The organism is Microbacterium sp. GXF0217 (assembly GCF_054798195.1).
This window is the reverse complement of record NZ_JBSJZG010000005.1, coordinates 74,491-98,488: the sequence shown is the minus strand read 5'-3', so window position 1 is coordinate 98,488 and position 23,998 is coordinate 74,491. Positions and strand designations below refer to the sequence as shown.

General features: G+C 64.2%; 12 protein-coding genes and 1 pseudogene. 10 read left to right on the top strand and 3 right to left on the bottom strand.

All coding sequences use genetic code 11. The features are described from left to right. The first annotated feature begins 3 nt into the window (after positions 1 to 3). The 5 genes from ACWAT3_RS11995 (at position 4) to ACWAT3_RS11975 (ending at position 12,202) form a co-directional block, all read left to right on the top strand. On the top strand, positions 4 to 1,866 hold the full coding sequence (locus ACWAT3_RS11995) for a glycoside hydrolase family 127 protein (RefSeq protein ID WP_460798725.1): 1,863 nt from the start codon (positions 4 to 6) through the stop codon (positions 1,864 to 1,866). A 150-nt stretch (positions 1,867 to 2,016) separates the two neighbouring features. Beyond that, complete coding sequence (locus ACWAT3_RS11990) at positions 2,017 to 5,601, top strand: DUF5695 domain-containing protein (protein ID WP_460798723.1); 3,585 nt, start codon at positions 2,017 to 2,019, stop codon at positions 5,599 to 5,601. A gap of 75 nt (positions 5,602 to 5,676) precedes the next feature. After that, on the top strand, positions 5,677 to 10,353 hold the full coding sequence (locus ACWAT3_RS11985; protein ID WP_460798722.1) for an Ig-like domain-containing protein: 4,677 nt from the start codon (positions 5,677 to 5,679) through the stop codon (positions 10,351 to 10,353). 127 nt (positions 10,354 to 10,480) lie between these two features. Continuing rightward, complete coding sequence (locus ACWAT3_RS11980) at positions 10,481 to 11,113, top strand: hypothetical protein (RefSeq protein ID WP_460798720.1); 633 nt, start codon at positions 10,481 to 10,483, stop codon at positions 11,111 to 11,113. A gap of 27 nt (positions 11,114 to 11,140) precedes the next feature. Beyond that, positions 11,141 to 12,202, top strand: coding sequence for a COG1470 family protein (locus tag ACWAT3_RS11975; RefSeq protein WP_460798718.1), 1,062 nt, complete (start codon positions 11,141 to 11,143; stop codon positions 12,200 to 12,202). Positions 12,203 to 12,252: 50 nt separating this feature from the next. Here the strand turns inward: ACWAT3_RS11975 and ACWAT3_RS11970 are convergent, their stop codons facing one another. After that, positions 12,253 to 13,470: a LacI family DNA-binding transcriptional regulator gene (locus tag ACWAT3_RS11970; protein ID WP_460798716.1), complete on the bottom strand. Its 1,218-nt coding sequence runs from the start codon at positions 13,468 to 13,470 to the stop codon at positions 12,253 to 12,255. Between the two features lie 29 nt (positions 13,471 to 13,499). On the opposite strand from ACWAT3_RS11970, the gene ACWAT3_RS11965 reads away from it, so the two are divergent. Next, positions 13,500 to 15,404 carry a glycoside hydrolase family 127 protein gene (locus tag ACWAT3_RS11965; protein WP_460798714.1) on the top strand — a complete coding sequence of 635 codons (1,905 nt, stop codon included), beginning with the start codon at positions 13,500 to 13,502 and terminating at the stop codon, positions 15,402 to 15,404. 17 nt (positions 15,405 to 15,421) lie between these two features. On the opposite strand, the gene ACWAT3_RS11960 is transcribed toward ACWAT3_RS11965, so the two are convergent. Continuing rightward, on the bottom strand, positions 15,422 to 18,040 hold the full coding sequence (locus ACWAT3_RS11960; protein WP_460798978.1) for a DUF5695 domain-containing protein: 2,619 nt from the start codon (positions 18,038 to 18,040) through the stop codon (positions 15,422 to 15,424). Positions 18,041 to 18,319: 279 nt separating this feature from the next. On the opposite strand from ACWAT3_RS11960, the gene ACWAT3_RS11955 reads away from it, so the two are divergent. From ACWAT3_RS11955 to ACWAT3_RS11940, 4 genes and pseudogenes are all read left to right on the top strand, one after another. Further along, positions 18,320 to 19,579, top strand: a complete 1,260-nt coding sequence (locus ACWAT3_RS11955; protein WP_460798713.1) for an extracellular solute-binding protein — start codon at positions 18,320 to 18,322, stop codon at positions 19,577 to 19,579. Between the two features lie 110 nt (positions 19,580 to 19,689). Continuing rightward, complete coding sequence (locus tag ACWAT3_RS11950) at positions 19,690 to 20,532, top strand: carbohydrate ABC transporter permease (protein WP_460798711.1); 843 nt, start codon at positions 19,690 to 19,692, stop codon at positions 20,530 to 20,532. A 119-nt stretch (positions 20,533 to 20,651) separates the two neighbouring features. Next, a complete protein-coding gene (locus ACWAT3_RS11945) occupies positions 20,652 to 21,461 on the top strand; it encodes a carbohydrate ABC transporter permease (protein WP_460798710.1) in 810 nt (269 codons plus the stop codon). Positions 21,462 to 21,744: 283 nt separating this feature from the next. Continuing rightward, positions 21,745 to 22,823, top strand: a pseudogene (locus ACWAT3_RS11940) (integrase core domain-containing protein). A 324-nt stretch (positions 22,824 to 23,147) separates the two neighbouring features. On the opposite strand, the gene ACWAT3_RS11935 reads toward ACWAT3_RS11940, so the two are convergent. Further along, positions 23,148 to 23,993, bottom strand: a complete 846-nt coding sequence (locus ACWAT3_RS11935) for an alpha/beta fold hydrolase (RefSeq protein ID WP_460798708.1) — start codon at positions 23,991 to 23,993, stop codon at positions 23,148 to 23,150. Positions 23,994 to 23,998 lie beyond the last annotated feature (5 nt).

The window sequence follows — 23,998 nt, the reverse complement described above, 5'->3', positions numbered from 1 at the left end:
CCAATGACTGACATCATCACCAACGCAACAACCATCACCGCGCCCGTGGTCCCCACCGCGGGACGACTGCGCCCGCTCGGCATCGATGAGGCGCGTATCGAGGACGGCTTCTGGGCTGAACGGCAGAAGGTCAACGGGGCCAACACCTTGGCACACATCGAGAGCAAGCTGGAATCCGAAGGGTGGCTCGCCAACTTCGATCGAGCCGCAGCCGGCACTCTTCCCGATGGGCGACGCGGACGCGAGTTCTCGGATTCCGAGATCTACAAGTACCTCGAGGCGCTCGCATGGGAGATCTTCCGTACCGACGACGAATCCCTGGAGAAGCGGTTCCGCGCGATCGTCGACCGGGTCGGCGCAGCGCAGGAGGATGACGGTTACCTGAACACGAAGTTCGGGCGGCCCGGCCAGGGCGAGCGCTGGTCGGACCTGGAGTGGGGCCATGAGCTCTATTGCCTCGGGCACCTGTTCCAGGCCGCGGTCGCTCGAGGGCGTACTCGCCCCGGCGCCGACGACGGGCTGCTCGGCATCGCGGTTCGTGCGGCCGACCTCATCTGCCTCGAGTTCGGACCGAACGGACGCGACGTGATCTGCGGACACGCCGAGGTCGAGGTCGGTCTCGCCGAACTGGGGCGCCTCACTGGCGACTCCCGCTACGTGGCTCAGGCGGCGCTGTTCGTGGAGCGCCACGGTCATCAGAGTCTCGCCGACATCGAGTTCGGTCGCGCGTACTTCCAGGACGACGTGCCTGTGCGCGAGGCCGACGCGCTGCGCGGTCACGCAGTTCGGGCGAATTATCTGGCAGCAGCCGCCGTGGATGTCGCGGTCGAGAACGACGACAATGAGCTCCTGCAGGCGCTGCGCGCACAGTGGGATCGCACCGTCGACCGCCGCACCTACCTCACAGGCGGTCAAGGGTCGCACCATCAGGACGAGGCGTTCGGCGACGACTACGAGCTCCCTTCCGACCGCGCGTACTCCGAGACATGCGCCGGAATCGGATCGATTATGTTCGCCTGGCGGTTGCTGCTCGCCGACGGAGATTCGCGCTACGCCGACCTCATCGAACGCACCCTGTACAACGTCGTCGCGACCTCGCCGTCGCCCGACGGACGCTCGTTCTACTACGCGAACACGCTACATCAGCGGGTTCCTGCCCAGCCCGCGGACCCCGACGCTACGTCACCGCGCGCCCAGTCCTCTCTGCGCGCGCCGTGGTTCGAGGTGTCCTGCTGCCCGCCCAACGTTGCCCGCACGTTCGCCAGCCTCGCGGCCTATGTGGCCACGGCCGATGACGAGGGCATCCAGATCCACCAGTACGCGACCGGCAGCATCCGCACGGCTCTGCCCGATGGCACCCTCGTGTCGGTTCGCATCGAGACCGGATATCCCGTAGACGGTCTGATCCGCGTGACGATCGTCGAGGACGGGGAATGGACTCTCGGGCTCCGCGTTCCGGCGTGGGCGACGGGTACAAAGGTCCGCGTCGGCGCTGAGGGCGAGGTGGTCGCCGAGCCAGGGACAGTCTCGATCCGTCGGTCCTTCCGAGCGGGAGACATCGTCGACCTCTTGCTGCCTGTGCAGCCGCGGTTCACCGCTCCCGATCCCCGCGCGGACGCCGTGCGTGGCTGCGTAGCGGTCGAACGCGGGCCCGAGGTGCTCGCACTGGAGTCCACCGACTTCGGTGCAGACATCGTCGACGCTGTGCTCGACACGACCGTGCCGCCTGTCAACGACGGCGGCCGCGCGCGCGTCCGTGTGTCCGACCGTCGTTCCGGTGCGAGTTCCGAGGTCACGTTGCTCCCGTACCACGACTGGGCGCAACGCGGACCTTCGACGATGCGCATCTGGGTGCCCACGCGTTGAGCAACCTGGTACGCACCAGCTGAACACCACCCCATCCCCCAAAGAAAGTCAATGACGACGATGCCCTTGCCCCACTCTGCCCGACGACCACTGATTGCAGCGCTCGCGATATTCGCCACCACCGGAGCACTGCTGAGTCCGGCTGCCCTAGTGACGCCGGACTCGGCGGCGGCATCCGAGCCATCCTGCTACGCGGCACCGACCAAGACGACCAATGCTGCCGTCGCGGCGACGCCTTCCGCTTCGTACACCGCGAGCTGGAACAATATCAAGGCGGTGAACGACGGGGTCGTCGTATACAGCGGGGGCTCGAGCGCTGAGGTGTGGGGAACCTACTCGAGCACCCGGCCGGCGCAGCAGTGGTTGCAGTACGACTGGACGACCGCGCGGACTCTGGTGTCGGTAGACATGTCGTTCTGGTACGACAACGCCGCGGCGAACGCCACCACCGGTGTCGCCGTGCCCGCGTCGTGGACACTCGAATCGTGGGACGCGGCTTCGAGCTCGTGGAAACCGCTGGAGCTCGCGGCCGGGTCGTCGTACGGCACGACGAAGGACGCGACCAACAGCCTGTCGTTCGCCCGGCCCGTGACCACGACTAAGCTGCGTGCCACGTTCTCAGCATCCGGCGACGGGACCACCTATGCGGCGATCGGCGTGAGCGAGTTCGCGGCGAAAGTCTCAGATGCGGATGCGTTCGTTCCTTTGCAGGCCGAAGCGAGCCTGGTCTCCGATGCGTTCAACGTCGGCATCAGCACGGCGTCCGGCGGGCTGTACACACTGCAGAACAACAGCGACCCACTGTGCACGAACTACACGATGAATCCCGCGATCCATCCCGCGTTCGACATCAACGATTCTCGCTGGACCGGTGACATCGTCACGCGGGTCAATGGCGTGCCACGTACGACCGGCCTCTCTGACGATATCCGCACGATTGAACAGGTCGATGCCGATCGGGTGCAGGTCGCCTACCGCGGCTCTGCTGCGAATGCCAATGGCGTGCGCGGCTTCGATCTGACGGAGACGTACGAGCTCACGGGGGAGAGCCGCGATGTCCTGGACTGGCGGATCCGCTTCGACAACACCTCTGCGACCGCGATGGAGCTGGAAGATCTCGGCATCCCATTGCTGATGAACTCGTGGTGGGACGGCGGTAACCAGACCGGCATCTACGAACAGAACGTGGCACGTCACTCCTTCGTCGCCGGGGACGGCTCGTACATCTACTGGCAGCGCCCTAACGGTGAAGGTCCGTACCTGGTCATGGTGCCGGATGAGGGAACCTCGCTCGAGTTCAAGGACAAGGCCCGCCCCGGCGAAGGTCCCTTCGCCGAGAAGGATCCGTCCTGGGAAGGCCTCGTCGAGTACTACTTGCATTCGTCGAGCATCGCTCCCACGCGAGTCGAAGCGAACAAGGCTGCGCAGTACTTGCCCGCCACATCGGCCACCATCGCCGCCGGCGACTCGAAAGAGTACGGCTTCACCTTCCGCTGGGCCGACGACTACGCCGATCTCCGAGACGTGCTCTATGAGGCCGGCGTCGTCGACGCAGTCTCCCTCCCCGGGATGACCATCCCCTCCGACACGACGGCGACCCTCGCGGTTCGGGCCAAGGACAGCATCGACGGCGTCGTTGGCGGCGGTGGTACAGGCGCCGCCGGGCAGGATGCCGTCATCACCGCTGCGGGATCGAAGAACGGTTACGAGCTGTACGACGTGAAATTCCCCAGCCGCGGCGAGAACTACATAACCGTGCAATACGGCGACGGACGCCGATCTGTGATGCAGTACAACTCCATCGCCCCCGTCGAGGAGCTCATCGACGCCAGCGCGGAGTTCGTCTCGACCAAGCAACAGTCGAAGGACACTGCGCGTGGTTACGACGGTGCATACCTGCAATGGGACATGCGCACCAAGCAGCAGGTCACCAGGCAGAACATCTCCACGATCGGTCTCACGTCGATCGACGAGTTCAATAAGCGCTGGATGACCGGTGGATCGGATGATGTCGGGCTCTCCCCGGCCGCCTTCCTCGCCGAGAAGAACGCCATCTCGCCGAACGCCGATCAGATCGCTTCTCTCGACTACTACATCGACCAGTTCCTGCTGGGCTACCTGCAGAACCAGTGGAAGGACGGCCAGCGCACCTGGAATCTCTACCACTGGTACGACGGCGGCGACGGAGACCGCCCCTCGACGGGCAAAGACGATGGCAGTGGCGACGTGGGCGACGGCCTGGCGACGTGGCGGGTGATGAACAGCCCCCACGTCTGGAACACGTACCTGGCGATGTACCGCGTGGCCTCGGCCCATCCCGAGCTCACCGAACGGAGCGCCGCCGAGTACCTCGACTTCGCCTTCAACACCGCGCGCGCGTACTTCCAGCATTCGGATGCCGGGAAGTGGCTGCCGAACGCGTCCCGTGAGATGGCCTCGATGGGCGAACTGTCGCTGCCGATCATGCGCGACGCACTCGTCGCGGTAGGGCGGACTGCCGACGCCGAGCAGCTGTCCGGATTCATGAGCGCGAAGTACGACGAGTACGCCGAGCGCGCATACCCGTTCGCGTCAGAGATGAGCATCGATACCACCGCGTTCGAATCGGTCTACGCGCTGTCCAAGGAGCATGGCGACGACGCGCTGGCCCGAAAGACGACCATGGCGTCGCTCGCCGCCCGTGGCCTGCAACCGCTGTGGTATTACTACGGCGGAGACAATCGGCATATGGGTGAGTCGTGGTGGAACCTCGGGTACGAGACCCAGCTCGGAGCCTGGCAGCAACAGGATTACCTGATGAACTACGACGCCGCTGTTGCGGGCATCGATCCGGACGACGCCATGCGTTCGACCTACGGCGCATACCTCGCGGGCTGGTCGAACATCAACACGGGGCAGATCAGCTCGGATCCCGCCAACTACGGGGCCGCCTCCTGGCAGTTCCAGAGTGAGAAGGGCGCGAGCGAGTATTCCTTTATCCCCACGCTCAACGGCTGGTGGGCGTGGTCGGGTGAGGCGTCCCTCGGATTCTGGGGCGGACTGCAGACCGCAGCGGTGAACGTCGTAGACGACGCCATCGTGGGCCCTTACGCCTATGGCGGCGACCTCGAGCAGAGGGACGGCTCCTATGTCGTCACGCCGCGAGACGGAGTCCGTCAGCGTGCCAACTTCCTCAACCTCGGCAAGTTCGGCTTCGCGCTCGACGGGGTCCGCTACACGACTGCGGAAGTCACCGAAGATCTCTCCCGCATCGCGATTACCGTGGAGGCGTCCGGATCCACAGCGCACGGAGAACTGTCACTGGGCCGACTTCCGGCCGGCGACTACTCGATCTCCGTCGACGGGGCGACGGTGCAGACCTTAACCGCAACCGGGGCCGACGTCGCGGTAGCCCTCCCCGAGCTCACCGACGGTGAACACGAGGTGGTCATCGCTCTGGCGCAGCCGGACTTCGGTGCGTCGGCGACGGCGACCACGCGATGCATTGCGGGCAAGGCCGTCGTGGTCGCGACGGTCACCAACGGAGACGCGGCATCGGCCTCCTTCACGGTGGACTCCGTATACGGGAGCAAGACGGTCGAACTCCGCACCCAGGCATCGAGTTCCACGACGTTCGCATCTCGTGCCGCATCCATCCCCGCAGGCGAGGTGACGGTCGATGTCACCGGTCGTATCGACGGGGCTGACGCGTCACAGAGCCTCACCGTCGGCTACACGACCCGCAGCTGCGGCTGACCAGGGTGGGGCGGACAGGTGTCCGCTCCACCCGCTGCAACCCCGCAACCCCTGACAGATGATCAACGGAGATTCATGAGCGCCCGAAATCGACGAGTCCGCGTACCGGCACTCGGAGCGTCACTCGCACTGACACTGCTCGCCGGTGCCCTGCATCCGGCCGCTGCGACTGCAGCCGATCCGTGGGATCCCTTCGGAGAAGGGCTCCAGAACACGAACGCCGATCTCGGCTACCCGGCCTTCGTCAACTCGGAACTCGCCATCCCCGACACGACGGCCGTGTACTCGCCCGGGGAGAGCTACCTGGCATCCGTGTTCGAGGCAGACCAGTCGGCCGGAGCCGGCACCGCGCCGGGCAAGGACTTCTGGATCGATCGGATGCTGGCACGCGACGGCGTGCAACCGGACGAGGCTGGGGGGCTGAACTATTCCAACGACACAGCCCAGAACATCGACTACGACAACAACGTCGTGCTGTTCTCACGCGGTCGCGCGCTCTATATGGAAGAGTCCACGGCGAGTCTCGGCTTCGCCGGTGATGTGGCCTACATCGAGAGCCTCGGCAACAAGGCGGCATACACGCTGACCGCGAAGGTGGGGGAGTCGAACGTCACCCTGACCGAGGACACCGCCAAGCGACACAACACGCCGAGCTACTGGCACGGCGAGTTCTCCGGTGGCGGACTGCTCGTCAAACAGACGAAGTGGATCACGAACGGCAACGTGACGGCGGAGTGGCTGCAGATCTCGACGACCGACGGCACGAGCAAGGACGTGGTGCTGACCGCAGCCTCGTCCTTCGCGGCTACCGCCTCGGGTGACGAACTGCGCGGCTCGATCACCACACCCAACAACGTGACGAAAGTCAGCACCCGCCTCTCCGGAGACGGCTTCAGCGCCTCCGGGCAGAGCCTGACTCGAACCGTCTCCGTGGGATCGGCGGCTGTCGATGTGAAGCTGCAGATGGGGTTCACCACTCCCGAGATCTCGGAGAGCACCACGGAGTTCGACGCACTCGTTGCCGAAACACCTGCTCAGGCGTTCCAGAAGCAGACCACCGCATACAACCAGTGGTGGGTCGACAACATCGCCTACGTGCAGACGCCGTCACCGGAGATCGACAAGACGGTGTTCTACCGCTGGTGGCTGCTGCGCACCAACTTCCTCGATGCGAACGTGCCGGGCAACGATTACCAGTTCCCGACATCGATCGAGGGCGTCTACGGGTCGGCGTACAACAATGCGATCGTCCTAACTGCAGGAATGTTCATCGAGGACATGAAGTACTTCCGTGACCCGTCCAGTGCGTACGGGACCTGGTTGTCGGCGGGCGAGGTCGCGCGCAGCGGCCGCTACATCGACAACCCGGGCAACCCGAACAACTGGAACAGCAGTTACGCGAACTACATCTCCGAGGCCGCGTGGGGCTCCTATGCGGTGCACGGCGGCGATGCGCCGGTCGCCGGGCGCCTCGCCCAGTACGCCGAAGATGATGTGACCGGGAATCTGGCCGCGTTCGACAAGAACGGCAACAACCTGGTCGAATACTCGAACCCGGCCATGACCGGGAACGACGTCGACGCAGTGTCGTTCTCATGGCGCAACACCGCCGCGTGGTCCTCCTACCCAATGGATCGCCCTGAGACGGCATACCTCTATTCGGGCGCCGAGGCAGCGGCCGAGGCCTACTCGATCGCAGGCGACTCCGCAGGTGCACAGCGCATGAACGACAAGGCGGCCGCCATCAAGCAGTCCGTGCTCGATGTGCTGTGGGAGGACAAGCGCACAACGGCTGACGAGTCCGGCTTCTACGGCAACATGATCAAGGCCGCATACTCCGACGGTTCCTCAGGCCTTCCCGCCGGGAGCAAGATCCCGTGGAAGGAGGTCAACATGTACTATCCGTACACCGTCGGCCTCATGCCGAAGCCGGGCGATGCGGACTTCGACGAGAAGTACCTCGATGCCTTCCGACTGTTCGTAGACAGCGCGCAATACTCGCCGTTCCCGTTCTACACGGCCAACCAGGCCGATGCGAAGGCGCGGGCCGCGCGTGACGCGGGGTCGGGCAAGCACTACTCGAACAACTTCTCGACCATCAACTCGACAGTGATCTTCCGGATGCTGTCATCCGCTCTCCGCGACTACCCGAATGAATATCTGACCAGCGACTATTTCAAGAAGCTGCTGTATTGGAACGCGTGGGCCGTCTACGAGAAGGGCGATGTCACGCGTCAGAATGAGAACGAATTCTGGGCGCACGGTTCGGCGGCCGACGGCGGTTCGATCAAGTACCGGTCCTGGATTCACCAGACGCAGCTCGGCACGACGAACTTCGCGGTGGTCGAGGACGTCGCGGGGCTGCAGCCTCGTGCGGACGACAAGATCGAGCTCTCGCCGATCGACATCGGCTGGGACCACTTCACGGTCAACAATCTGCGGTACCACGACAAGGACCTCACGATCGTGTGGGACGAACCCGGCGGCACCGACCACTACGCGGACGCCCCCGACGGGTACTCGCTCTATCTCGACGGTGAGCGCGTTCTCACGATCGACGAGCTCGCGCCGGTGACGTTCGATTCTTCCTCGGGCAGCGTGGACTCCGACGCCCAGGTGCTGTTCAACGCGGCTCAGTCGATTCAGGCCGCTTCGGACGTGCGATTCGAAACCGGCGACCGCGTCGTCGACCTGCTGCTCAAAGCGGGTATCGACGTCGATCCGGCATCCAGTGCAGCGGTGAACCAGGCTTCGGGGAAGACCGCGACCGCGTCCTTCAGCGCAGCAGGTTCCACCGGCGCGGGCAACCAGTACGCGCCGGCCGGAGCCGTCGACGGCAGCACCGTGAACGAGCCGTTCTGGGGCACGGCAGGATCGCCGAATCCGAGCGATTGGCTCGAAGTGGACCTCGGCGGCACCCAGAAGGTCGACGAGGCGCGGATCCACTTCTACCGGTCGTCGTCGTCGACCACGATCCAGGGTTACTCCGCTCCCGCGTCATACGTGGTGCAGTACCTGACTCCCACCGGGTGGTCGTCTGTCTCGCAGCAGGCGCGAACGCCGATGACGCCCACCGGCAACCTCAACACGGTGAGATTCGCGGAGGTGGAGACGACCAAGCTGCGTTTGCTCGTCACGCATCAGAGCGGTTTCAAGACGGGAGTCAAGGAGCTCATCCTGCGTGACTCTCCCATCGCGTACACACCCAGTGTGAACGGGGCTCCGCCGGTGCAACTCGATCGCATCCCGCTCGCGGACCCGAGCAGGGCATCGTTCGTGGGCTCGGTCTCGGACGACGGGTTGCCATCCGGGATTCTGACCCAGACGTGGACGGTCGTGGAGAAGCCGTCGGCCACCGCGGTGGTCTCGTTCACGGACCCGGCGTCACCCACGACCAAGGCGACGTTCTCGGAGGTGGGCTCGTATCTGCTTCGCTTCTCCGCCTCCGATGGCGATCAGACGACGGCCATCGACCAGGGCGTAGAGGTCAGCGGGACGACTCCACTCGGCCCCGACGTCTCGGCGACCGCCACACCCACGGCCTCCTACACGGCGTCGTGGAATCGGATCGCTGCGGTGAACGACGCAACGACGGATGCTGGTGCGGATCAGACGAAACTCTGGGGGACCTGGTCTGAAACGCGTCCCGCGGCTCAGACCCTCACCTACACCTGGCCCGAGGCGACGCGGCTGACTGCGGCGAGCGTGTACTTCTGGCGAGATGCCGCTCAAGGAACGGGCACGGGCGTCGCCGTTCCGCAGAGTTGGAAACTCGAGTACCGCGACGGTAGCGACTGGAAGCCGGTGCAACTGCGCACAGGGACGGGGTACCCGACCAACGACATGGGCCTGTCGAGCGAGGTCGCCTTCGCCCCTGTGAGCACGACGGCTCTGCGGGCGACCTTCTCCGCCTCTTCGAACGCCGACGGGTCGCTCCACTCGGCGGTAGGGGTCTCGGAGTTCGACGTGTTCGCGGACTTCCCGGCATCCTTCGAGGAACTGGCGAAGCGAACGGCTGTGAATCAGCCGACGACACTGCCGTCTAAGGCATGGGTGGTCTTCCCGGACAACAGCCGCGGCCAGCTGCCGGTGACCTGGGAAAAGATCCCGACGGCATCGTTCTCCGTACCGGGGACGATCACCGTGCACGGAGTCTTCACCGCTTCGGAACTCCCCGTGACCGGCACCATCAGTGTGGGCGACAGCGGTGATGAGATCACCGCGATCGAGCCGCAGGAGCTGTCGACGCTCGTCGGAACGGCCCCGGATCTCCCGCGCACCAGCGTCGTGACGTTCAGCGGCGGTACGGGAGCACGGGAGACCAGGGCCGTCACATGGGATGCTGTGGCACCGGAGTCCTACGCGTCTGCTGGTCAGTTCGTGGTGCACGGCGCTGTGGAAGGAACGGATATCGAGGCGACCGCTGTGGTGAACGTGGAACGACCATCCGGGTCACCCTCTGACCTGAGTATCGAGATCACGCCTTCGACGCGTTGCGTCGCCGGGAAGGCGGTTCTCATCGTGACCGTTTCCAATACCGAAGAGAGCCCGGTTGCAGCGGAGATCACGACGTCATTCGGAACGAAGACCATCGAGACCTTGCAAGCAGGGGCCTCCGTGTCGAGTTCCTTCAACTCGCGGAAGGCCTCGATCGACTCGGGAGAGATCGGCGTCACCGTCAGCGGGTCGGTCGACGGAGTGGAAGTCACCAGCACGCACGCTGAGGTCTATCAGGCGAAGAGTTGCGGATGAGTGCGGCGCGATTGCCTACATGGCGCACACCAGGGTTATTGCCCGAAGCATGAACGATGAACCGACGGCCGACCGGCTGATCGCGAGTCGGTGGGCACGCGCCCGCCGAGGACTGGAGAAAGCAAAAATGATCAATAGAAGTATGTCCGTCCGCTGCGCTGGTGGAGTCCTCGGCGCTCTTATGCTCGTCGGCGTCGGCACTGCCGCCTTCGCTGACTACCCGAACGCCGACGGCAATGGCGAGGTCGACGTCACAGTCGACATCGCTGCCATGGAGGACGGCGCTCTGAGCCTTACTGTCGCGGGCACTGAGACCACGTTGGCGGAGAGCGGTACGACCACGTCGTTCCGTCAGTTCACCGGTGCGCTGCCCAACGTCACGGTTACGGACACGCGGGAGAACGTCCCGGCCGGAGTGTACTGGTATGTCACCGGACAGGCGGGCGACTTCGTCGGCTCCGCCGGCCAGGGGAGCATCGCCCCCGATCACCTCGGCTGGGCTCCGAAACTGGTTTCGGAGAACAACGGCGAGGTCAGCGAGGGCGATGTCGTCGACACATCGATTGACGGCGGTGCCAACGGTGTCGGACTCGTCGGTCGGGAGCTGCTCGCCCTGGCGCTCGACTCGTCCGAGGCACAGGCGGCGTCGGGCCAGTGGACCGCGAACGCGACGCTCGTGCTCAAGACCCCGGTGGACGTCGACCCCGGATCGTACACCTCGAACCTCACGCTGTCGCTCTTTGAAGACTCCTATGAGTGATCCGCGACACGGTGCGCCGGTGACGTCATGATGTCTCGCCGCTCGGGACCGCTCGCCGTGTGGGTCGCGGTCACGGCGGCGGTGCTCGGAGTGCTCGGCGCACCCGCGTCGGCCAACGCCGCAGAGTCGCCGAGCGAGGCAGTGTCCTGGTCGGTCTCGCCTGCTGACGCGACGGGGGATGATGGCCGAGTCTCGATCCAGCACGTACTGGATCCGGGTGAGAGCGTGGACGAGCACGTGGTCGTCCGCAATCTTGGCGCGAGCGACGTCGTGTTCTCGCTCTCGGCTGCCGACGGCTTCTACACCGACGCAGGGCGCTTCGACATGCTCCCCTCCGATCAGGAGTCGACCGGCTCTGGCTCCTGGATCTCAATACCTGACGAGGTCGCCGTGCCCGCTGGGAGTTCTGCGGTCGTCGCCTTCACCATCACGGTGCCGGAGAACGCGGAACCAGGAGATCATGCCGCCGGCGTCGCAGCCTCGGTGATGTCCGTACAGAAGGACGAATCGGGCGCGACCGCCGTCGGCGTCGAGAGCCGCGTCGGCGTCAAAGTGATCACGCGCGTGGCCGGCGCGATCAGCCCCGCCTTCGACGTGCTGAACGTTCATCGCGATTATCAACTCAACGCCAACCCGTTCGCGGCCGGCGAGCTCGCAGTCACGTTCGACGTGCAGAACACGGGTAACGCTCGGGTTACAACCGCTGGTGCCCTCGACATTGCGGGGCAGGCGATTCCCTTCCCCATTGCGGGTGAGCGATCGCAGGTGCTGTTCCCTGGCGAACGCCGATCGTTCACGCTGACGGCGCCCGACATCTGGCCGCTGTTCTTCCTCGGAGGAGAGCTGTCCGTCGAGCCTACTGCCGCATCGATGGACGGAGGCGTCATCGCCGTCGAGGCGGAGGTCGTGTCGCTGAATGTATGGGTGATGCCCTGGCCCCAGCTGCTCGCCGGCACCGGTCTCGTCCTGCTCTTGGTGGCGCTGCTTTGGAGCCGCATCCGCTCACGTCGTCGCGTGGACGACCTGATCTCTAAGGCCGTGGAGCGGGGCCGTGCGGAGGCACTCAGCGAGAGCAGCCGGAGAGGATGAAAGGAAGAACGCTGTGGTGGACGTGAACCCGGAAGAGGTCTGTTCGGACTCTATCGGACGTGGGTGTCCTCGCGTACCGTGGAGGCCCGCACGACCACCTTCCCGGGTATCTCGAGAACACCCGATGGGAAGCTCGCCGCGGCGAGCACGGCGCGCGCGGCCGTGCGGCCGAGCTCGGACAGGTTCATATCGACGGAGGTCTGAGGCAGTCGCGCCAGGGACGCGAACGGCGCCCAGTTGTCGAATCCGATCACCGCCACGTCGTCCGGAACTCGCAGCCCTCGCGCGAGGAGGCAGTCGATGGCGCCCCGCGCGATCAGGTCGTTCGCGCAGACCAATCCGTCGAGTTCCTCACCATTGTCCAGGAGTCGCCTGGTCGCCGTCCATCCCCAGCCCTCTGTCCAGTCGCCGAACATTGGAGATCCGCCTACCACCCGCAATCGGGCCTCCGCCATGGCGTGCATCACACCCTCGGCACGGAGCGTCGATGCTGAATGACCTACTTCGTTCGATGCGCGCGGCCCGCCGATGTGCGCGATGCGTTGTCGCCCCAGCGAGAGCAGATGTTCTGTGGCGAGCCGCCCACCCCCTAGGTGGTCGCCGACGATCGAGATGTCTCCGGCGGCGGTAGAGGGGGCATAGGCGTACACGACAGGAACCCGCACATCGCTCGAAAGCGGGGGGACAGCTTCCGGCGTGTCGCCGACGCGGATGATCCCGTCGACTCGTCGACTCAGCAGTGCTGTCAGGTGCCGATCCGCGAGATCGGGTCTGCCGCGCGTGTTCGCCATGATGGCGACCGCCTCCCCTTCTCCGAGGCCGTCTTCCACCCCGGCCATGACCGGAAGCACGAATCTTCCGTCCAGGTCGGTCGTGAGCAGGCCGATGGAGCCGCTGCGGCCGAGCATGAGGCTGCGGGCCTGCTGGTTGGGGAAGAAGCCCAGCGCCTTGGCGGCTTCCTCGACCCGGGAGCGCGTCACCGGATTCACGCCGTGCTTCCCGTTGAGTGCCTTGGACGCCGTCGCGAGCGACACGCCTGCGGCGTCCGCAACCTCTGCCAGCGTCGTTGCGTTGGCTCGCCTGTCGGTCGTTGAGTCAGTCATGACGGTCTCTCCCGGTCCAGCGCAATCGTACAGTCCTCGATACTTGACATTGCCTGCGCAAGCCTCTAGGTTCGCAGAACGAAAGGCCTTTCGCAACAGGGGAGTGGTGCCGTAGGGCGGCAAATGCGCCCTCACCTCTTCGCGATCGACCGCAGTCCCGCACACGCGTCTCACACGAAAGCACACGCCGGTTCATGACTCCCATTTCCTCTCTGCAACCGCTCCCCATCCGTGATGCCATCATCGATGATGCGTTCTGGGCGCCGCGGCGCGAGATGGTGCGGCAGCACACGCTTCCCCAGCAGGAGCACCACCTGCGCACGGGGGGCCAGTTCGAGGCGCTCGCCCTTCAATGGAAACCGGGCGACCCAAACGAGCCGCATATCTTCTGGGAGAGCGACGTCGCCAAGTGGATCGAAGCTGCGAGTTACCTGCTCGCCGTTGCGCCCGATGAAGAACTCGAGGCATCGGTGGATGAGGCGATCACGCTGCTCGCGGATGCGCAGCAGGACGACGGCTACCTGAACGTCTATTACACGGTGGTTCAGCCCGGTCAGCGTTTCACAGACCTCCGCGACGGACATGAGCTCTACTGTCTCGGGCATCTGATCGAGGCCGCGGTCGCGCATCACCAGGCAACTGGCAAGCACACCCTGATCGACGTCGTTCGCCGGTACGCGGATCTCGTCGAACGCGAGTTCGCTCGCGGAGGAAGGTGCGAGGGCGGATACGACGGACACCAGGAGATCGAGCTGGCGCTCGTGAAGCTCGCGCGGGCAACAGGTGATGACCGGTACCTCGTCTTGGCCAAGAACATGATCGACAATCGAGGCCAGCGACCGTTCTACTTCGACATCGAGAGCGAACGGCGCAATCGACCGGGCTACTTCCATCGAGAGTTCCCTCAGCGTGACAGTCAGGCCCAACGGTTTCGCGAGTACAACCAATCGCATGTCCCCGTGCGTGAGCAGACGGAGATCGTCGGCCACTCCGTGCGGGCGATGTACATGCTGAGCGCGATGGCCGATCTGGCCGTCGAAACGCAGGACGAGGAACTGTTTTTCGCCTGCCGTGCGCTCTGGGACTCCACGACGGAGTCGAAGATGTACGTCACGGGTGGTCTCGGATCTGATCCGTCCATCGAGGGCTTTTCAGCACCGTTCGATCTCCCCAACTACACGGGCTACGGAGAGACGTGTGCGGCGATCGGGCTGGTGATGTGGGCGCAGCGCATGGTCAACATCACGGGGGAGAGCCGGTATGCGGACGTCTTGGAGCGCGCGCTCTACAACGGAGTCCTCTCCGGTGGGTCCGCGGATGGGACCTCGTATTTCTACGGGAACCCTCTCGCGAGCCATGGTGACGTCCACCGCCACGAATGGTTCGGTGTCGCCTGCTGTCCGCCGAACCTCGCCCGTCTGATCGCCTCACTGCAGACATACGCCTATGCTCAGAGCGCGGACCAACTGGCCGTGCATCTGTATATCGGCGGGTCCGTGCGCACCGAGGCGGGCGGTGGTGCGCGCGTCACCGTGATGACGAAGTATCCGGCGAACGGTCATGTGCAGCTCTCGATCGATCCCGACGACGACGCCGAAGAGTGGACGTTGTCCCTTCGCATCCCCGCGTGGGCGACGTCCACGCGGATCTCGATCAACGACGAGGAGATCGATCAGGATGCTGTCGTCGAGCGTGGTTATGCACATCTGAGGCGCCTCTGGGCGACGGGGGACGTCGTAAGCATCGAGTTCGCCTACGCCCCGCGGCGTACCTGGGCAGATCCACGCGTCGCTGCGGACGCGGGGCGCGTCGCTCTCCAACTCGGACCGCTGGTGTACTGCATCGAAGGCGTCGACCACGCTGTTCCTGTGCAGTTCATGATGCTCCCGAGGGGTGCTGAGCTGCACGTGGAGGAAGATCCGTCCCTCGCGCTGAGTGTCATCGTGGCGGAAACTGAGGCTGAGGCGCCTGTACCCTCACGCAGCCTCTACGCGGACGACATGCCCCAGTGCCAGGCGCAAACATTGCGAGCTGTTCCGTACTTCGCCTGGGCGAACAGGGGGCAGTCGACGATGAGCGTATGGATTCGAGAGAGCTAGGTGTGCTGCCCCGAGGCTCAGGCGGATGCCGGTGAGACGACGAGTGCGGCGGACCCGGCGTTCGGCATCGGAAGGATCAGCCGATTCCACCCAGCGGCGAGCTTGTGGGTCGACGCGGTGCTCGCGGCGCTGGTTCGAACCGCGTACTGTCCGGGCTGCGGCACTCGGAGGAGGGCTGTCAGCTCGTGTCCGTCGCCGGTGATGTTGTCGATCGTCACCTGGAACGCGCAGTCGCGTAGTGCGAGCTGCGCGAGGGCGTCCCTCTCGAGCGCGATTGCCCAATCGTTCTTCGTGTCGAAGAACCGAACTCGCAGTCCATCCTGAGGAGTTGCCTGGTATCCACCGGGCAGCTCCTCGAGCGTGCCGCCCAGCATCGCCAAGCGCCCGCCGTCCTCGTATGCGACGGATGACGCGCATTTGAGAGCACCGAAGAACCCTAGTGCGCTCTCGCCGGACATCGCGACGACACCCTTCAGATACGTCTCGTCGCCTTTGCCGGAGAACTCCCCGCGCTCCCCGACGACGATCCATCCGGATGCACCGATGTTCTCCGGCTCGTCGCTCAGATATCCACCCGAGTTGAAGATCGAGAAACCCGCCAGGTACGACCCGTACATCGCCTTGAGTAAATCGGGACTGTGGTGGCCCTCCTGCAGCGCCCAATCGAAGAGCGGGAACGCACCGAGCTGCGTCATGTAACTGGCGTTCCACTGGCTGTCGCCGCTGGCCCGCAGGTCGGTCATGAAGAGGTGCCACACCGGCTGACGGCCCCGGTTGGCGAGAGCCGCCTGTACAGAGCTCGCCATGATGCGGGTGTCTCCGATCGCCTTTCCGTATGCATAGACGGCTTCGAATGCGGTGGAGTCGTATGCCATCTCGGATCCGAACGGATACTCCTTCCCCGCGAAGTACTGTGCCTTCTTGCTCACCAAGCCGCTGAGCTGGGCCGCTTCCTGATCGAGCCCCTCCGCGCGGAGAGCCTCTCGAAGCTCAAGTGCGATCACCAGCTCGCCCATGTTGCCGTACCTGTCGGCGCCCTCGCCGTGCGGGAACATCCAGTGCGAGAACATCGCGATCGTGTACGCGTGCGCTTTCCGCAGCCACAGCAGTTTGTCGCCTAGGAAGTCGAATTCGTAGCGTGAGGCGATGCGATACATGTTGTAGTACGTGTTCGCCACGTGTACGTAGTTGAAAGCACGCCACACATCGTCGACGCCGCGTCCCGTCCATCCGTCGAACATGCTGAACCAGGGAACAGCGCGGTGAACGCGCCATCCGGGCTGCTCCGTGAGGCGACCTTCGAGGAAATCCCTGCAATACAGGTCGAGAACACGCACCTGCGCTTCGTCGGGTCGATACACGTTCCATTCCGAGAGGAAGAGCCCGCTGACCAAGCCGATTTCGTCGCTGCCGCCAGCCATCCAGGCGGGTACGTCTGTGGTCGAAGAAGCGTTCACGCGCTGCCGGCCGGCCATGTCCCACATCAGAAGGCCGTGGAATGCCGGGTCCGCGGGGTCGGTCTCCCATTGTCGCGAGGTGATGAACTCCGCCTGAGCGGTAAAGATATCCTCGGGAGGTTCGATTCCCCAGAAGACGATGATCGATCTGCGGCCGTCGATCTCGACGCCTACAGCGCATCGCCCGTATGCGAACAGGGTCAGGCTGACGCTCCAGTGCCCGTCCGCGAGCGGCACGACCTCTTCTGCGGCGCAGGATCGATCCACGGGGGCGACGACGGGTCGGGACTGTGCGCGAATGGTCGCGACAGCGGGCGTGCGCACAGGCAGGACCATTCCCGGTGTCGTCTCGAGGAAGAATCCGTCGTTGTCCGCCAGCCATCCGGTCGCGGACTCATGGTCCGGTTGCATCGAAACAAGGAATGAAACCGTGAGCGAGTCCCCGGGGTGCAACTCGCGAGGTCCCGCGCACTCGGGAAACTCCTCGGTCGGGTCGCTGATCGCGAAGATCGTGTAGAGCCCTTCGAACGCCTCCGAGAAGTCGTTGCGGGGCCCCCAGACTTCGTCACCGCGAGCCAGTTCAAAGCGTTCCACGGACGTGTCGCCGAGGGCCTTCAGTAGAAGCAAAGGCATCTGTCCACTCGACTTGGACCAGTAGAACCACGAGTTCGGACCGCAGATGCACGCGTGCCGCAGCACGCACTGCTCGTACTTGAACCGATCATCCCCGCGAAAGTACTGATTCATGAGAAGCGGGAATCCCACCGACCGAAGAGTGAGCAGCACATCGGTCGGGTTCTCGATCGTGGTATTCCACCGGATGCCCGACGCTGTCCGCGTGTACTCCTGCTGCACGTTCAGCCCGCCGGTAGCTGCAGAAGGAGCGTACTGCACGACGATTCGCTCCGGCCCGACTTCGACCGAACGGTCCTCGATGATCGACGATGTGACGAAACGTGTCGGGTGTTGTGAGTCGTCCGGGTCGACCGTGATGTCGACAGTGCCGAACCAGCGGGCGTCGGGGCGGTCGTACTGCGGGAAGTCCTCTGGTGTGAGGAGGAACTCGGTCCCGTGCGCATCATCCTGTGCTGTGAACGAAGTCCACGCTGCGCGCGACGGGTCGAATCGGGCGTGGAACTGATCCAGGTTCCAGATGTCGACACCGACATCGCCTTGCATACTCACGCGTTCTCCTTACTGAGTCGGCCTTGACTCGCGAGGCTGTTGAAAGGCCTTTCGTAGGCTAGCGCTCCGTTCGTGTCAAGCGCAACGGGTTTGGGGCCCCGGCCCGCGCGGCTCGTGATTGACAAACGCATCAGTCGCGGGTACGTTCTCCCGCAGATGCTTCGAAAGGCCTTTCAGTACTCGTGAAGGGGTAGAAGGATCGCACCCACAGAACAAACGATCAAGGGAAGAAAGATGGAACAGCGCAGTTCCCGACGAAAGAAGACCCGCGTAATGTCGATCCTCGCCGGCGCGTCTGCACTCGCACTCGCCTTGGGCGGTTGCTCCGGCGCCGGCGGGGATGATCCGAGTAAAAAGACGCTCACCGTGATGTTCTGGGGTGATGAGCGAGCGCCCGCCGACTGGAAGGCGCTGGGAGAGGCGTTCCAGGCGGATGGCCATGAGGACGTCGAGTTCAAGTTCATCCACCAGCCGGCCGAGTACGACACCAAGCTCCAGACGCTCGTGGCCGCGAACAACACGCCGGATGTCTTCCTCATGAACTCGGCAGGAATGGGCCGATTCATCGATGCCGGTACACTTCTTGATCTCGCGCCTGTCTACGCCGAGCTGGGGATTGACCTCGCGAGCGAATATCGCGAGCAGGCGATCTGGCAAGAAGGCGACTCCGTGTGGGGCATCGCTCCCACGATTCACCTGATGGCCATGTTCTACGACAAGGCGACTTTCGATGCCGCCGGTGTCGACTATCCATCGACGGATCCGGCATCGGCGTGGTCCTGGGACGAGTTCGTCCGTGCTGCGACAGACCTGTCGGACCCGGCGACGGAGGATGACGGCTGGGGGGCTATGGTCCTGACCGATCCATTGGTGACCGCCCCGCTTCTCGCGTCCAATGGTGGCTATTGGTTCGACCCGGACGCGACGGAGTTCACCCTGGACGAGCCTGAATCCGTGGAGGTGTACGAGGCGATCAAGACGCTCGCAGACGACGGTGTCTCCATCCCGCCGCAGAACCTCAGTTCGATGGGGCTGGATGTGGTCCTCCAATCGAGGAAGGCCGCTCTGTACCCAGGTGGAACCTGGAACCTTCCCGCGATCGAGGAGGCGTGGGGCGACGACGCCGGTATGGCGATCCTGCCTTCGTTCGGAGACCCCAAGTCGCTAGCAGTTACCGACCAATTCGTCGCGTCGAACAAGACGGCGAATCCCGAGCTCGCTGCCGAGTTCATCCGGTTCGCGACCGATGCGCAGAACAACCCGCATGCCTTCGACGGTGTTCCTGCATCGAGTTCCGCCTCCGTTACGGCGTCCGCCACCACACCGGTCGGCTACGAGGAAACGATCGACAATGCGCTGAGCGTTACGATGGACGATCCATCGCGGAAGGTTCGCGACCTCAACGACATCTGGGCCAGAGTTCAGTGGACCGACGAAGGCATCAATGGCTACTTCAATGAGCTCGTGCCGGATCTCGGCAAGGCGCTGACCGGCGTCAAGCCGGACATCGATGCCATGCTCCAAGGTGAATGATGGCAACGGCGACCGCACCCACCGGTAGTAAGGACGACCTCCCCGCGAAGAGCAAGGCCTCTCGGCGCAGCAGCAGGCGGCGTCGTCACGAGACGATGGCGGGGGTGGCCATGGCTGCCCCCGCGATCCTAGGGCTCCTTGTCTTCTTCGTCGCTCCGCTCATCGCGGCGATCGCGATCAGCTTCACGGACTGGGGGCTACTTGCCGCCCCCGTCTTCGTCGGACTGGACAATTACGTCCAGATGTTCTCCGATCCGCTGGTCGCGAAGTCGCTCGGCGTGACGGTGTACTTCGCGGTATTGTCCGTGCCGACCGGCATCATCGCGGCGATCCTGATCGCCACGTTGCTCAACCAGCAGACCCGAGCCAACAGGCTGTTCGTCGTCCTGTTCTATCTTCCTTCGATTCTTCCCGCCGTTGCCGTCATCGTCGTCTGGCTGTGGCTTCTGGATCCGCAGTACGGACTCGTGAACCAGGGCCTCAAGTCCGTAGGGCTGCCGACGCTCAACTGGTTCTCCGATCCCAATCTCGTGATCCCGTCGTTCGTCCTCATGAACATCTGGGGAATCGGTGGCTCTGCGCTGATCTTCCTGGCTGCGCGCAAGGGAATTTCGCCGAGTCTGTACGAGGCGGCCTCGCTGGACGGGGCGAGCCCCTGGCAGCAGTTCTGGGCGGTGACGCTGCCGATGCTGTCGCCGGTCATTCTGTTCACGCTTGTCATCGGCATCATCGGCGCGATGCAGACTTTCGCCCAGGGGTTCCTCATCGGCGGAGGCGCGGGACAGTCCGCGCTCTTCTTCAACCTCTATCTGTATCAGCGTGCATTCCAGAGCGGTGAGATGGGCTATGCCTCGGCCCTCGCCATGCTGCTGTTCGTCATCACGCTGATTCTGACGGCCATTACGTTCAAGTCGTCGAGCCTATGGGTGTTCTACGAGAGCAGGGCCAAATGACTTCCCTTGAGACAACCGACATCGTGACCCGGAATTCCGCCCGTGCGAAGAGGTCGCGTCGTCCCGCAGGTGGACGCAGTCCCGGGGCCCGGTTCCGGCGGGTCCTGTCGAGGATCTGCGTGTGGGCGCTGCTCCTCATCGGTGCGATGGCGGCGATCCTGCCGCTGCTGTGGATGGTGTCGACATCGTTCAAGGCGAACGCTGAAGTATTCAAGATGCCCCCGACCTGGATTCCTGAACAATTCACGTTCGACTACTACGTGGAGGCATTGCTCGGTACCGAGCCGAACTTCATCAACTTCTTCGTCAACACGATGATTCTCGAGTTTCTTGTCGTGCTCGGCACGGTGCTCTCCAGCGCAATGGCGGCCTACGCGTTCAGTCGCGTGCAGTGGCCGGGGCGGGACCTGGTGTTCGGGGTCGTTCTTGCCACGATGATGGTTCCGTTCGCCGTGACCTTGGTCCCGTTGTTCATCGGTTGGTCCTCGGTCGGGGCCATCGATACCTACTGGCCTCTTGCTCTGCCGGCGTGGTTCGGCGGCGGCGCGTTCAACATCTTCCTATTGCGTCAGTTCATGATGCAGATACCAAAGGAATTCGACGAGGCGGCGATGATGGATGGGGCAAGCCACTGGTATATCGCCACGAGGATCCTCGCCCCGATGATCCGGCCGGCCCTGCTCGTTGTGACGATCTTCACGTTCATCGGTGTGTGGAACGACTTCTTCGGACCGCTCATTTACCTCACGAGCAACGAGAACTACACGATTGCGCTCGGGCTGACGTCCTTCAAGCAGACCTACGGAACTCAGTGGAACCTGCTGATGGCAGCTTCGGTGGCGACGATAATCCCGGTGGTCGCGGTTCTCTTCATCTTCCAGAAGCCCATCATCGAAGGGGCGAACCTGAACCCGGGCCTCAAGGGCTGAAGGCCTGCGGCATGCAGCGCGTGGTCGCCGTGACACCGTCGATCGACGGCGCGATTCCCGACGCCACGGTGGCCGCGATGCAATTCGCGGGCGCCGACGAGATCCATGTGCTCGGCGGGATGCGGGCCCCGGCAGTGCGTTCGTGGCCGAGGCCAAGCGTCAGCTGTTCGGCGACATGGGGATCGACCTGTTCGCGCGGCCGAGGGAGGTGCTCATCATCGCCGGCGAGAGCGTCGACCCGTTCATCTCAACAAGACGCGTGCTGTTATGTCTCACGACATCCCTGACGGTTCTGCCTGTTGATCCTCGCATCCGTCTCGCGATCACGCAGTGCCCGCCCGATGCCCGCGAGGGGCGGTGACGACGTTCTGCCTGGAGCACGAGATTTCTCGAGAGACGTTCTATGCGATCCGGCGACGCGCTCAGGCCGAGGGGCCGGCGGCCGCGTTGGAGCCCCGCTCGCGACGTCCGAAGAGCAGCCCTGCCAAGTTGTCCGACGATGTTGCGGCCCAAGCGGTCGCTGTGCGAGCGGCATTGGAGCAGTCCGGTCTGGATCACGGGCCGATCAGCGTGCACGAGAAGATGCGGTCGCTCGGGACGGTGCCGGTGCCGTCCACGGCGTCGCTGGCGCGCATCTTCCGGGACGCCGGGGTGGCGAGGCTCGAGCCGAGGAAGAAGCCGCGGGTGTCATATCGGCGGTTCGTGTATCCGCAGCCGAACGCGTGCTGGCAGTTCGACGCGACCGAGTATGTGCTCTCCGGAGGTCGCAAGTGTGTGATCTTCCAGCTCATCGACGACCACTCCCGCCTCGCCGTCGCGTCCCAGCTCCCTCGGGGTGGAGGCGATCACCGGCAAACCCTATAAGCCGACCACGCAGGGCAAGAATGAGAGATTCCACCGGACGCTGTTCCGGTTCCTGGACAAGCAGCCGATGGCCGACACGCTCGAACAGCTGCAAGAGCAGGTCGACCGTTTCGACATCGTCTACAACACCGATCGCCCCACCAAGGTCTGCCTGGGCGTATCACTCCGCAGCGAGCATAGGACGCGACCGCTGTGGCGGTTCCACCGCGACCGGCCACCCCGCATACCCCGCTGCCCGACCCCGGCGAGGACATCCGGATCAAGCTCGTTCAAGTCGGCGGATCGGTAGAGTTCCGCGGCGTCAAGTTCGGCATCGGGCGCGCGTTCGGAGGCCACCGTGTCTGTGTCTTAGACGCCGGGAAGACCGTGCAAGTCTTCGACCTCGCCGGAACCCTCATCATCGAGCGCGCCTGGCCGCCACCCGGAACCAAGTACGTCAGCAACAGACGACCCCGCGGACGCAGCACCGGAAACACGCGACTGTCAGAGATGTCCTGACACATCCAACGTCAGAGATGTCCTGATGCAGAACTGTCAAGCATGTCTTGATACATCACAGTCTGAGCCGACAAGCCTTGCTCCACGCCTGCCCGCATACGACGACGATGAGCCATAGTCGGGCCGGTGGTGTCGCATGGCGAGTTCAGGCGTTGGCGCTTCCCGTCAGCGCGATAACTCGCGGGACGACTCGGAGCCGTTGCGGCAATTCTCGTCCCAACTCGTCTTGTCGTTCGTGGTTCTACAGGCCACGTGAGGAGTCGCTGAAGGGCATGAAGGAGGGGGTGTCGCAGGCCTACTGCGACGCCCCCCTCCTCGCTGGGGTCAGTTGATGAACGAACGCACAGCGTTCGCCAGCTCGACGGGCTTCTCCTCGGGAACCCAATGGCCGCACTCGTCGAACACGACCTCCTCGACGTGCTCCGCCATCTGCCGGAGCGACTTGCCTACCTCGTTCGCTCGACCCCAGCTGGTACCGCCGCCGACGGCGAGGGTGGGGATGGTCAGCTTCTCGCCCAGAGCTTCATTGTCGGAGACGTCCTGACCGATGGAGCGGTAGTACGCGAACCCGGAGCGCAGCGCGCCGGGCGTCGTGTGCGTGCGGAGATACTCGTCGCGCGCATCCTGGCTGATGGCCGCCGGTGTGTGGCCGTAGTTGTCGAAGAACCAGTTGAAGTAGTGGTGCTCGCGACCGTCGCCGATGAGCGCCTCCGGCAGGTCGAGAGTCTGCAGGAAGGTGTGGTGCCAGCGGCGCCCCGCCTGGCCGATGTTCTTCTGTCCGTCTCCCGGGATCGCCACGTCGACGACCGCAAGATGCGTGACGGGGGAGGGGTAGTGAGCCGCCAGCGCGAATGCCACAGTTCCGCCCCAGTCGTGACCGGCGACGGCGTACTCCTCGATGCCGAGGTGCTCGCTGAGCAGCTCGTGCACGTCACCGGCGACCGTCTTCTTGTCATAGCCGCCCGCGGGACGAGTGGAATCACCGAGCCCGCGCGTATCGGGCGCGATGATGCGGAAATGGGGGCTGAGGAGATCGACGACCTCCTTCCAGCAGTACCAGCTTTGCGGATATCCATGGATGAGCACGAGCGTCCGCGGACCGCTGCCTGCGGTGACGTAATGCATCTTCACGTCGCGGAGGACGGCGTAGTGGTGTTCGATGTTGCTCATGATGG